This is a genomic window from Halomonas sp. YLGW01 (genome assembly GCF_014840935.1).
GTDB lineage: Bacteria > Pseudomonadota > Gammaproteobacteria > Pseudomonadales > Halomonadaceae > Onishia.
Map to the genome: position 1 here is coordinate 2,694,550 of NZ_CP062005.1, position 12,239 is coordinate 2,706,788.

At 60.2% G+C, this 12,239-nt stretch carries 10 protein-coding genes and 1 tRNA gene; 7 read left to right on the plus strand and 4 right to left on the minus strand.

Features of this window, described 5'->3' with window-relative positions; translation table 11 throughout:
- Window positions 1-35 precede the first annotated feature (35 nt).
- Window positions 36-707: an SOS response-associated peptidase gene (locus tag IEJ03_RS12365; RefSeq protein WP_192035149.1), complete on the plus strand. Its 672-nt coding sequence runs from the start codon at window positions 36-38 to the stop codon at window positions 705-707.
- 107 nt (window positions 708-814) lie between these two features.
- Here IEJ03_RS12365 and IEJ03_RS12370 read toward each other — a convergent pair whose 3' ends face one another.
- Window positions 815-1,714, minus strand: a complete 900-nt coding sequence (locus tag IEJ03_RS12370; RefSeq protein WP_192035150.1) for a LysR substrate-binding domain-containing protein — start codon at window positions 1,712-1,714, stop codon at window positions 815-817.
- Between the two features lie 116 nt (window positions 1,715-1,830).
- On the opposite strand from IEJ03_RS12370, the gene IEJ03_RS12375 reads away from it, so the two are divergent.
- Together IEJ03_RS12375 and IEJ03_RS12380 are read left to right on the plus strand one after the other, a co-directional pair.
- Window positions 1,831-3,075 (plus strand): M20 aminoacylase family protein, encoded by a 1,245-nt coding sequence (locus IEJ03_RS12375; RefSeq protein ID WP_242457961.1) that lies wholly within the window; start codon window positions 1,831-1,833, stop codon window positions 3,073-3,075.
- A gap of 53 nt (window positions 3,076-3,128) precedes the next feature.
- Window positions 3,129-4,541 carry a TIGR00366 family protein gene (locus tag IEJ03_RS12380; RefSeq protein WP_242457962.1) on the plus strand — a complete coding sequence of 471 codons (1,413 nt, stop codon included), beginning with the start codon at window positions 3,129-3,131 and terminating at the stop codon, window positions 4,539-4,541.
- Window positions 4,542-5,158: 617 nt separating this feature from the next.
- Here the strand turns inward: IEJ03_RS12380 and IEJ03_RS12385 are convergent.
- Both IEJ03_RS12385 and IEJ03_RS12390 read right to left on the minus strand, forming a co-directional pair.
- Window positions 5,159-5,235, minus strand: a tRNA-Ile gene (locus IEJ03_RS12385).
- Window positions 5,236-5,297: 62 nt separating this feature from the next.
- On the minus strand, window positions 5,298-6,335 hold the full coding sequence (locus IEJ03_RS12390) for a hypothetical protein (RefSeq protein WP_192035151.1): 1,038 nt from the start codon (window positions 6,333-6,335) through the stop codon (window positions 5,298-5,300).
- A gap of 69 nt (window positions 6,336-6,404) precedes the next feature.
- Between IEJ03_RS12390 and IEJ03_RS12395 the strand changes: the two genes are divergently transcribed.
- The gene (locus tag IEJ03_RS12395) at window positions 6,405-7,040 is read left to right on the plus strand and encodes a hypothetical protein (RefSeq protein ID WP_242457963.1); all 636 of its coding nucleotides are present in this window, start codon (window positions 6,405-6,407) and stop codon (window positions 7,038-7,040) included.
- A gap of 88 nt (window positions 7,041-7,128) precedes the next feature.
- Here IEJ03_RS12395 and IEJ03_RS12400 read toward each other — a convergent pair whose 3' ends face one another.
- Window positions 7,129-7,776: a hypothetical protein gene (locus IEJ03_RS12400; RefSeq protein ID WP_192035152.1), complete on the minus strand. Its 648-nt coding sequence runs from the start codon at window positions 7,774-7,776 to the stop codon at window positions 7,129-7,131.
- Between the two features lie 230 nt (window positions 7,777-8,006).
- On the opposite strand from IEJ03_RS12400, the gene fhuF reads away from it, so the two are divergent.
- From fhuF to IEJ03_RS12415, 3 genes are all read left to right on the plus strand, one after another.
- Complete coding sequence (fhuF, locus tag IEJ03_RS12405; protein WP_192035153.1) at window positions 8,007-8,774, plus strand: siderophore-iron reductase FhuF; 768 nt, start codon at window positions 8,007-8,009, stop codon at window positions 8,772-8,774.
- A 2-nt stretch (window positions 8,775-8,776) separates the two neighbouring features.
- Window positions 8,777-9,790, plus strand: a complete 1,014-nt coding sequence (locus IEJ03_RS12410; RefSeq protein ID WP_192035154.1) for a helix-turn-helix transcriptional regulator — start codon at window positions 8,777-8,779, stop codon at window positions 9,788-9,790.
- Between the two features lie 288 nt (window positions 9,791-10,078).
- The gene (locus IEJ03_RS12415; protein WP_192035155.1) at window positions 10,079-12,190 is read left to right on the plus strand and encodes a TonB-dependent siderophore receptor; all 2,112 of its coding nucleotides are present in this window, start codon (window positions 10,079-10,081) and stop codon (window positions 12,188-12,190) included.
- Window positions 12,191-12,239 lie beyond the last annotated feature (49 nt).

The following is a 12,239-nucleotide window of genomic DNA, read 5'->3' on the forward strand; positions in this document are numbered from 1 at the left end:
CGCTTAAGCCCCCCATCGGGGGCTATGCTGGTGATATGTGCGGACGCTACTCACTTTACGATTACCCACGTCTCTCCCAGGCCATCCGGCTGATCCCAGGGCTGGCTGGCCCCGAGCCCCACGCCCCGCGCTACAACGTGGCCCCGGGCACCTGGATACTGGGCATCCGGCGACCGGAGCCCGACGGCGCCCCCATGATCGACGACCTGTGGTGGGGCTATCGCCCCGCCTGGGCCGGCCCCGATGCCCCGCAGCCGATCAACGCCCGGGTCGAAACCCTCGCCACCAGCCGCTATTTCAAGGGCGCCTTTCGCCACCACCGCTGCCTGATCCCGGCGGATGGCTGGTACGAATGGCTCCCCCAAGCGGGCGGCAAGCAGCCGTACTATCTATGCAGGGAGGATCGCGCCACCCTCTTCCTGGCCGGCATCTGGGGGGCCTTCGCCGACGGCACCGCGGGCTGTGCCATCGTTACCGAACCCGCACGGGGCAACGCCCGGGAGATTCATGACCGTATGCCGCTGCTGCTTAACGACGACAGCCTGAGGACTTGGCTGGATAGCACACTCCAGGAGCGCGACGCCATCAGATCGGCCGTTCATCACCTGGACGCGGACACGCTCACGCACTGGCCAGTCAGCACCCGCATCAACCGGCCTACCCACGACGACCCGAGACTCATCGAGCCCGAGAGTGATAAACACTGAGTCTAGGAGTGGTCACTTGGTGTAGGGTCCCGGATGATCGGATCGCCTCGCTTCCGAACAAGCTCAAGACAAGCTGCCTAATCATGAATATTTGGGGCTGAGAACAGTTACAGCGACAAACCGCTGACCTCGCGGCGAAACAGGGTTGCCAACCGCTCTGCACCGGGGTGAAGCGGTACCCCCCTGAGCTTGAGCAGTCCCACTGTAAACCGCGGAAAATCACTCAGCATATCGAAACAAGCTAACCCTTGGCCCGAGAGTGGATTATCCGCAAAGAAGCGTGGGGCTAAGCCTATCAGGTCGGTCTGACGCATTAGCTCGACCATCAACGTCGATGAGTCACAGCTTACTACCCGTTCCGACATCTCTATGCCACGCGCGTTTAGCCAGCTCGTCAAATAGTGTGCAGAACTGCCGGCCGCGAGGTTGAGGACCCAACGGGCCTGGGACAACCCTGTCCAGTCGGTGGCTCCCAGCAGAGGATGACCTACCCGCCCTACAGGCGCGGAGAGAAGTTCTGCTAACGGCTCGAGAGTAATCTCGTAAGGCAACTGAGAGACCTCAGCCACGGCAACGGCAAAGTCGATTCTCCCTTCCATCAGCCCCGGCAAAAGGGTGCTCAGCATGCCTTCCGCTAGGACAACACGCGCATCTGGCTGCTCTTGCTCGAAGGTCTTCAAAACACTCGGTAGTGCGGTTGCTGCGATAGCAGTAGTGACCGCTACCGAGACTTGAGTACCGGCGCCGCCACGCAGCCAGCGGATTTCATCGCGTGCCTTATCAAGGGTAGCCATGGCCAGCCGCGTCCGCATAAGTAGTGCTTTTCCGGCGGGAGTGAACTCAACCCCACGGTAGCTGCGAATCAGTAGCTCAGCTCCCACGTTGGCCTCCAGCTCACGCATAGCCCGAGTCAGGGCGCTCTGGCTGAGATGCAGGGAGCGAGCCGCACCACGAATCGAACCCTCATCGGCGATGCGCAGAAAAGCTTTCAGCTGGTGCTCTTTCATAGTAAGTGATGCTTTTTGGTTGTCATCAGGCTGGAATAGTCGTCTTTACAGTATCACATGGCGCTGACAGCATCAGAACGAGCTGAAAAAAAACCAAGACCAAAAGGTGGGAAATCATGAACCAGGCCGAGACGATATCGCCTCATTTAGACGAGATGCAGACTTGGCGGCGTCATCTTCATCAACACCCAGAACTCGGCTTTGAAGAGTTCGACACCAGCCAGCTGGTTGCAGAGCGGTTGAAGGAATGGGGGTATGAAGTACACACCGGCATCGCCGTGACCGGCTTGGTCGGCGTTCTGAGCTGGGGTGACGGCTCGGGTCCTAAACTTGGGCTACGTGCGGATATGGATGCTCTACCAATCCATGAAGCTACCGGTCTGCCTTGGGCCAGCCAAGTAGCTGGCAGGATGCATGCGTGCGGCCATGACGGCCACACTGCCATCCTGCTGGGCGTGGCCGAAGCCGTCGCCCGCCAACACCGAGAGCAGGGACTGCCTGGAAGCGGCACCTTGCACCTGATTTTCCAGCCCGCCGAGGAGCTGGGCGGCGGCGGTGGTGCACAGCGTATGCTCGATGAGGGGCTGTTCGAGCGCTTTCCCTGTGACGCCCTCTTCGCCTTGCACAACATGCCGGGCTTTCCCACTGGGCAACTGCGCTTCCGGGAAGGGGAGTTCATGGCATCGTCGGATACTGTCACCCTGACCTTTACTGGCAAGGGTGGGCACTGTGCTGTGCCTCATCTTGCAACCGACCCAACCTTGCCTGCGGCCGCTACCGTGCTAGCCCTGCAAAGTATCGTAGGCCGCAACGTTGACCCTAACCTTACTTCGGTAATCAGTGTGGGCCGCATGCAGTCGGGCAGCGCCTCCAACGTGATCCCCGACAGTGCTGAGCTGGCACTCAGCGTGCGCACCCTAGACTCTGATGTCCGCGACATCTTGGAGCGCCGTATTCGCGACCTGGCTTCCTCTCAGGCAGCTGCCTTCGATTGCCGGTGCGACATTGACTACGTCCGCGGCTATCCAGTGTTGGTCAACTCCCCTGAAGAGACCCAGTTAGCAATCGAGACCGCTCGAGAGATGTTCGGTGAGGCACAGGTGGAAGCGAGTACCGCGCCGCTGACCGGTAGCGAGGACTGCGCTTATTTCTTGAATCAGGTGCCGGGCTGCTACTTCCTTGTCGGCAATGGCGACAACGGCCATGACGGCGGGGCCGCCATCGGGCCATGCAGCGTCCACAACCCCCACTATGACTTTAATGATGATTGCATGGGGCCGGCCGCGACCTTCCTGGTCGGCTTAATCTCACGTTACTTCTCACCAGATAGCGCTGTACCAAGTACTTCCCGCTGTGAGTAATCGTGGCAAGTGACAATATAAACAAGATCGCCAAATTATTCTGAGGTAATCACATGAAACAGCACGATGACGCCGGTACTCTCTCCACGCCGCATGGAAAGCGCAAGAGGATGCGCGAATTCCCTGATCCCATGGTGTTGATCTTCCTGGTACTCATAGTCGTCTATCTGCTCTCTTTCATCGTGCCGGCGGGAGAGTTCGCCAGGGAGTTAGTAGAAGGTCGCAACCGGGTAATCCCAGGCTCCTTCGAATATATCCCTGACGTTGCTCTCATTCATCCATTCCGGCTCTTCGTGGCGATTCCCGAAGGCATGATCAATGCTGCCCAGTTTCTCTTCATAGTCTTCATCGCGGGCGGACTGTTCCATGTACTCAAGGGCACCGGCGCCCTAGAGAATGCCATCGGAGTGGCAGCCTACCGCATGGGGGCGGGACGGAGCGTGAAGAGCCGCAACGTGATCCTCACTGCAGGCACCTTCATCTACGGCTTCTTTGGTATGACTGTGGGCAGCGAAAACAACATGGCTCTGGTGCCACTAGGCGTGTTGATCGCTTCCGCAATCGGCTGCTCACGGCTGGTAGGAGTGACGATGGCAGTCGGGGGCATCGGGGTGGGTTTCGCACTCTCGCCCATCAACCCCTATACGGTGGGGGTAGCCCAGAGTATTGGCGAGCTACCGCTCTTCTCCGGCTGGGAACTACGTACCCTGATGATGCTGCTCTGTCTATCAACCCTTGCAGCCTACATCTGCCTGCGCGTGGTGAACCTGGAGTTTCGCGATGATCAACCGGCGGAGATGAGTCGTGAGCTTAAGGACTACACCCTCGCTCGCAACGATCTGGTCGTATTAGGCCTTTTCCTCACCGGCCTGACCGTCATGTTGTTCGGGATTTTCACGCGTGGCTGGTATATCAAGGAGATATCCGGAATATTCCTGCTGATGGCAATGCTGATCGGTTTCGCCAGTGGGCTCAGCCCCAACCGTCTGGTTAAGCAGATGATGGAGGGAGCCTCATCGGTCACCTCTAGCGCTCTGATCATCGGCCTAGCCGCCTCTATTCAAGTGATTCTCAAAGACGCCCGCATCCTCGACACTATCATCCACTCGCTCAGCCAAGTAGCCGTCGATATGCCAATCGCTCCGGCCGCAGTGATCACTAGCGTGATCCAAGGGCTGATTAACCTGTTTATCCCCAGTGGTTCTGCCCAGGCGCTAGTCACCATGCCGATCCTGATCCCCCTGGCCGATTTGATCGGAATGAGCCGTCAGCTGATGGTTAGCGCTTTCCAGGTGGGGGATGGCCTATCCAACATGTTTATCCCTACTGCCGGAAGCGTTCTAGCCATGCTAGCCCTGGGGCGGGTGTCCTATGCGCAGTGGCTACCAGTGATTCTGCCGGTGATGCTGCCACTTTTTGGGATGTGCTGGATCGCCTTGGTTGTGGCCCATTACATCGGCTATTGACGCCATGAAGCAGCTTGGGATCCCGTAGCCCCTCGGCGAGTCGGTTGCCGCCCATCGTATAAGTTGATTAACTCGCCCAGCAATAAGAAAGCCCCGCCAAGGATTTGGCGGGGCTTAGACATCAATGGAGTAAGGAAGTGCTTGCATTGAAAGTTTAACGACCTCGCGCCAAGACTTCTATCTTGGGTATGTTGATTTCCCCCTGATTTAGGTCCATCCACAATGTGATAAACCGCTCCTTAATGCACGCCACAGGTTGAAGCCGCACAATGCGATATAAGCATACAGTCAAACTTATGGAATCAATCGACATATTAAAATCATATAATAAAAGCAAGGGACAGCCGCCTCCTTTCAAGCTTCGATTATTCATAAGGTGATAATTGGGATGACGCGATCATGGCGATGCTTGTGAACTTCGAGGAGCAAATGGATAAACGGCTAGAGTTACTGGAATCTTCAGGCTGAGTGAACTGAAGACGCCATAAACATCAAGATGGAGTACAACAGCATTAAATTTATCCACATGGCATCGAATAAGACGCCGGATGAACACCGTGTGGATAAGTGCAGCAAGGAACAATGGGGAGGGGAAACAAACGTTACGGCTTGGCGTTTGGTGGGCCCAGCTGGACTCGAACCAGCGACCAAGGGATTATGAGTCCCCTGCTCTAACCAACTGAGCTATAGGCCCTTATCAGCGCGGGCGTATGATAGCGAATCCCGCCGGGCGAGACCAGCGGGATTCGCCCTACATTAGGTCATCGAGAGGATGGTGTAAGGCGCTTCGCAGGCATGGCGCTCGTCGCGCTCGTCCACGCTGCCAAGGGCGAGGTTGCGGTCGTTGTCGTAGGCGACGAACAGGCGGTCGTGATCCAGCACGGCCAGGCCTTCGGCCTTATGCTCGAACTCCAGCGGCTGGCCTTCCAGGTTAGTCACCAGCTCGGGCTCGCGGCGGGCACGGAAGTCCTCGAGGCTCATCTGCCACAGGTAGCCGCCGATGTGCTCTTCGCCGGCCTCTTCGGTCTCGAAGCTGGTCAGCAGGTAGAGCCTGGCGTGGTAGGGGTCATACTCGAGGCTCGAGAGGCCACACACGAACCGCACGCCGTCGAACCGGCTGGGGTCGAAGGCATAGCACTCGCGCATCTCATCGAGGAACTCGAGGTTGCCGTTCTCGGTGATCTTGTAGTGGGCGCCGACCACGCGGCTGACGTACTCGAAGTCGTCGTGGGCCTGGCCCTGCTCGCGCACGCCGAACAGCAGCAGGCCATCGCCGCGCTCGCCGGGAATCGCCGCCAGCCCCTCGATCTTGTAGTACGGAAAGCCAATCACGGCGTTGAGCTTGCCGCGCAGCTCCAGCGAGCCTTCCACGCCATCGCGGGGGTCGGGGTCGACCACCTGCACCTGGTCGGGCTTGCCGAGCGGCCAGATCAGCAGGTGGTTGTAGTCGTTGAGGGCGTGGCTGTCGGCATCCAGGCGATCGAAGCCGGTGGTGGCCAGCACATGGCGGCCATCGGCGGTCAGGGCGAAGTCCTCGTACTTCACGGCCTGCTTGATCAGCGGCTGGGTGTAGTAGGCAAGGGCGGTGTCGTCGGGCCCGGCATCACGCATCGGCAGGGCGAAGCAGGCCGAGCGCTCCTCACCAGGAATCGGCTTGTCGCTCGCCATCAGCAGCCGCTCGCCGTCGAAGGCCACCGCCGAGACCTCGGCGTTGACCAGCTCGCCCTTGGCATCGCGCAGGCCGGCGGGGAAGCAATGAATGGTGCCTTGTTGCAGGATACTGGCGCGGGTCATCGCGATGTCCTTTGCAGTGGATTACTCTCAATGCCACCACGCTAACATGCCTGCCGGGAGACACCGCCAGTGTTCACACACGCTTCACATTCCCACCGCCGGGGGCTATCGGCGGCCGCCACCGTGCTTTCCCTGTTTGCCATGCTCGTCCTCTGCGCGATGATCAGCCTGCCCGCCCAGGCGGCCTGGCAGCTGGATCCCTCCCACTCGGCGCTCGAGGCCACGGTGATCGAGTTAACGCCGCAAGGCCCAGTGCCGCACCAGCACCGAGTGCGGGAGCTCTCGGGCAGCATCGGTGAGGATGGCACCCTGCGCCTGCCGCTTCGCTTGAGCCAGACCGACGTGCTGGAGCGCCTGGGCGGCCTGCCGGTGTGGCTCAAGGGCATGACCGAGCTGCCACTGGCCACCCTGGTCACCCAACTGCCGCCGGAGCGGCTCAACAACCTGGCGGTGGGCGATTCACTCACCGAGACGCTGAGCTTCCGGGTCGATGCCGAGGGCGTGAACCGGCAGGAGCCCCTGGCGCTGCGCTTCACCCGCGAGAGTGCATCACGCATCCGGATCAGCACCGCCGAGCGGGTCGCGGTGGATGGCCGCGAGCTGATGGCCAACCCCACCCTGCGCACCGTGATATTGCTACTCGGCTACGAGCAGATCGGCGACGAGGTGCCGGTCACCTTGGATGCCACCCTGATCGAGCGCTGAGGCTCTTCTCAAGTCTCCCCCGAGCCGCAATCGCCGGGCCGAGCCTCCGCCGGCTGGAAGCCGAATCACCTCGGCCGCGCAATCAGGGTTACAGCTCTTCTACCGCATCCGAGAAAAAGTCGTTCAGGGTCAGAATCAGGTGTTTCTTGAGCAGCTGGCCCGCCGGATCATTTACGGAGTTATAACTTTCGAAATCACCACGTTCGTGGTCGACATCATCCTTCACCGTGTAGTCTTCGGCGTAGATCAGCATGTCTTTCGCATGTAACTCGTACCGAGCATCGAAATCGGCAATGATCTGGTATTCACTCGGTGCCAACCCCAGCGTCAGAAGCCCCTTACCAAAGCTTTCGGCGAGCTGGAAGTCAGCAAAGACCGGGCCTTTCTTGTCATGGGCGGTCAGCTCTACATGGACACGATAATCGCTGTTGCCCAGCTCCCCACGAGACACGGAGGAAGGCAGCTGCTCGTAGATGTAATCCGGCAGATTCTTGAGCGTGGCCGCCGAAGCAACCGACAGCTCGACTTCTGCAAGCGGAGTTAAAGCCTGCTGCTTGCCTTCATTGAAAATCCCGGGGGTCGGCTGGCTGTAATAGATGTCATACGCCAGCGTTTTACCCTCCAACACTGGCGTATGGACCTGAGAGACGACCGGCATATCAATCTGCGCGTGCGAGGCGCAACCGCTGAGGACCGCAAGGCCAGTGATCGCGATGGAGGACTTAATCAACTTCATCGTGGTAGCTCCGATAACCTGCAAGGTGATTCAAATAAAAATTGAGTAGATAAAGCTAATATAATATCGATTAAATTTCACTGGTCCGAATCACTTCCTGCATTTGTCGCACCACCTGCCCTCGCACCACCTGCCCTCGCACCACCTGCCCTCGCACCACCTGTTATTGATAATGATTAGCATTTAATTTAGCATCGCTAAACCTGATGCCCGCTGCTGAGACGACCTTCATGCCCTCGTTGCTCGATGCGCTCTATTCCGGCCCGCTGGATGGCCTGACGCCCCCGCGGCTCGGCCCGCTCACGGCCCCGGCCGTGGCAATGCGCGACCTGCTGGCTCCCGGCCGGCTCGAGGCCGAGCTCGAGCGCTTCGGCGCCGGCTACGGCGATGCTGATTGCAAAGGCCAGGGCGATCGTCGGGCGGTCGCCTCGCTGTGGTCGAAGTGGCATGCCGGCGCCCTACTGGCCCCCTACCTGGCCGCCAACCTGCTGCTCGAGCGGGACCTGCCGGTGAGCCTGGATGAGGTCGGGGTCCACCTCACCCCCGAGGGACGCACCGAGTGCCTGCAGCTGGCCCATGCCGGTCGTCCGCTCGGCTCGTTGGACGGCTTCACACGTTTCTCGACCCTGCTCGATGATCACCTGACGCCGCTGATCGCGCGGCTGTCGGCCTTGTCCGGGGCCTCGGCGAAGGTCTTCTGGAGCAATGTCGGCAACAGCTTCGAGCACTTCCTGACGGCCCTCGAGGGTCACCCCATGGCGCACCCGGGTGTCGCCGCGGAAGGTAAGCGCCTGCTGGAGAGCCGCACCCTGCCAGACGGGCGGCGCAACCCGCTCTATCAGCCGGTGCGCTATGTCCAGCCGACCAGTGAGGGCGCCTCGGCTCCCGAGCCCACCAGGCGGGTGAGGCGGGTGAGGCGCCTGTGCTGCCTGCGCTACTTGTTGCCCGATCTCGGCTACTGCGGCAACTGCCCTCTACCGGGCAAGGCCAGCGGCTAGCCATGCAGCCTTCCCGCCAGCTCGCCTCTGAAGGCGCGGCCCACCGGACGCCGCAGCAACACTCGGCCGCGGATCTCGAACGCTTCGGCGCCCGCCACGGCATCGCCTATCGCTTCCCCGCCCTGGCCGATGGCCCCCTGGCCGACAATGCGGAAGCCGCCCGAACGCCGATCCTGCGGGGGCAGGTGGATGAGCTCGAGCTGCGCCCGGGCATCTTCCTGACCCGCTCGGACCTCACCGTGCTCGAGCCCTACGCCTCCACCTCGCTGGCCGCCGCGCCGCTGTTCATCACCGTGATTCTGGAGGGGCGCGTGCGGCTGCGCCTGGGCGATAAGATCCAGTGGCTGTCGCCCGGCCAGGCGCTGTGCTCCCGCTTCGACGAGCGCCAGGCGCTAGAGGCCTGGCAGCCTGCCGGCCAGCACCTGCGCACCCTCAACCTGGCCTTTCAGGCCGAGGCCCTCGCCGCCCTGAGCCGGCAGCACCCCAGCCTGGAGGCACTGCGCGAAGGGCCGCCCGCCCTGCGTCGGCAGCCTCTGCCGAACCACCTGATCGCCGCCCTGGAGGAGGCACTGGCCGGCGATACCAGCGGCGACCCCCGGCTACTGCTCGAGGCCCTGATGCTGCAACTGCTGGCCCGGGTGCTGCCCCGCGAGACAAACGCCGCGCCACCCCGCGTGCCGGCGGCGTCGGCCCTGTCGAACGGCGAGCAGGAGCGCCTGGCACGGGTGCGCCGGGTGATCGACGAGCGGCCCGAAGCCGATCATCGGCTGGCGGACCTCGCCCGTCTGGCGGCCATGAGTCCCAGCAGCCTGCGCGCCAAGTTCGCCGCCGCCCAGGGCCAGTCGGTGTTTGCCTACCTACGCGAATGCCGCCTGACCAAGGCGGCCCGGCTGCTCGAGCAGGGCCTGGACGTGCAGCAGAGCGCCCATGCCGTGGGCTATGGCCATGCGAGCAACTTCACCACCGCCTTTCGCCGCCGCTTCGGTGTGAGCCCTAGCGACTACCGCCGTCGCTGAGCCAAGGCATCGAGGGGGCCCTCGCCCCCTCGATGCCTTTTCCCGCCTCGTTTAATGCCTCTACTCTGCCCGCTCTCGCCGTTGTGGGCGGCGGCTGACCGACGCTCCCTGACCATCACTGGCGCCGCGAGTTCATCGCCTCAGCGTTCTGCACAGGCGCTCTGGCATCTCGCATAGCCATGCTGGCACACCGCATAAGTCACCGGGACGAATTACTGGAATAATTCTCATTACCAAAATGAGTTGACTTACAAAGCGCCGAGCTCCCGTCCCGAGGAACACCAGCCCATGACCGCCAAGCATCCCCTTACGCTCGCCATCGCGCTTGCCAGCGCCGCCACTCTTGCACCGGCCTGGGCGCAGGAAGAAGCTTCGAGCGACGAGACCCAGACCCTCGACACCCTGACCGTCACCAGCGCAGCCACCAAGACCGAGACGCCATTCAACGAGACGCCACAGTCCGTCTCTGTTATCACCAAGGACGAGATCCGCGAGCAGGGTTCGGAATCCGTTCAAGAGGCCACCCGCTATACTGCCGGTGTCTTTACTGGCCAGTACGGGGCCACGGCTGGCCGATACGATGCCATCAAGCTGCGTGGCCTTGGCAGCGACAGCATAGATAACCAATATCTGAATGGCCTCAAGCTGATGAATGACAAAGGCACCTATAGCATCCTCCAGATCGACCCGTATTTCCTGGAGAGCATCGAGGTCGTCAAGGGGCCTTCCTCGGTGCTCTATGGACGCGCCGCTCCCGGTGGGTTGGTCTCTTTGACGAGCAAGCAGCCCACGTTCACCACGCATAGTGATTTGCAGGCCAGCGTAGGGACACAAGGGCATCTCAGTACCGGCTTCGATCTTGGCGATCAATTAGGAGACTCTGGCCGTGCCGCCTATCGCGTGGTCGGGCTGGTCAAGGATGCGGACAGTCAGTGGGACAAAGTCGAGAACGAACGCTATGCCATTGCCCCATCGCTGGCGCTCGACGTCAATGACGCAACCTCGCTGACGCTGATGGCCTATCTTCAGAAAGAGCCGGAGGGAGGCTACTACGGCGGGTTACCGGCCGAGGGTACACTTTATAGTCATAATGGGAAGACCATTTCCAACAGCTTTTATGACGGCGAAGAAGACTATGAAGAGTTCGATCGCGAACAGGCCATGGTCGGCTATCGGCTTGAGCATCGATTTAACAATACCTGGTCCGCCCAACAAAACCTGCGCTACGTTCATAGCGAGGTCGATTATGGACAAGTGTACAACGGAGGAACGTGGAACGGGAATGAACTCTCGAGGCGCTACTTCGGTGCCGATGAGGAACTCGATGCACTGGCCGTCGACAATCAGCTAATTGCCGATTTCAACCTCGGCGGCACACGCCATAATGTGCTGGCCGGGCTGGATTACCAACATCGCGACACAGATGCATACTGGACTTATGGTTACGGGTTCTCCGACATCAACCCTTTCAACCCAACCTATGGTAGCGACGGCACTATTGCTCCTTATCAGGACGTTGATCGGGAGTTAGATCAGACCGGCCTCTATCTACAAGACCAGATCGCCATTGATCAATGGCGACTCACCTTGGGGGGGCGTTACGACTGGGTCGATGTACAGAGTGAGATAGAAGACTTTTCTGTTGGATCAACAAGCGAACAGCAGTTAAATGATGAATACTTTAGTGGTCGCGGGGCACTTCTGTACCAGTTCGAAAACGGTCTCTCGCCATACATCAGCTATTCTGAATCCTTCAGCCCGAGCAGCAACGTTGACGAGAACAATGAGCTGATCGATCCCACGGTAGCTGAACAATACGAACTGGGCCTCAAATATCAACCCAACGACACCCGCGATCAATACAGCATTGCTGTGTTCCAGATCGACCAAGACAACGCGTCCAACTATATCCAAGACATCAACGCGTACCGGTCGGTCGATCAGTTACGGTCTCGAGGCCTGGAAATGGAGGCCGACAAGCACATCACCGACAACTTGGCCGTTCGGGCGAGTTACACCTACACAGATGTCGAGATCATAGAATCCGGTGATGGCTACGAAGGCAAGACACCGGTCGCAACGCCTGAACATATGGCATCCCTTTGGGGATCATATCGCTTCCAGCAAGGAACATTCTCTGGCCTGACGACAGGCCTCGGGGTGCGCTATATCGGTGAGACTTGGGCAAATGAGTCCAACACGCTCGAGGTTCCGGATTACACCTTGGTGGACGCTTCCATCAACTATGACCTGTCCAATATCGGCTGGAACGGTGTGACGACCCAACTGAACGTCAATAACCTGCTGGACAAGGAGTATGTCGCTTCATGCTATAGCGAGTCCGTCTGCTACTTCGGTGCCGAGCGCAGCGTGAAGGCCACCGTCAACTACGCCTTCTGATCGGGGCCGGTCCGGCGGCCTATCCTCGGACCGATCACAGCCTTCGCCT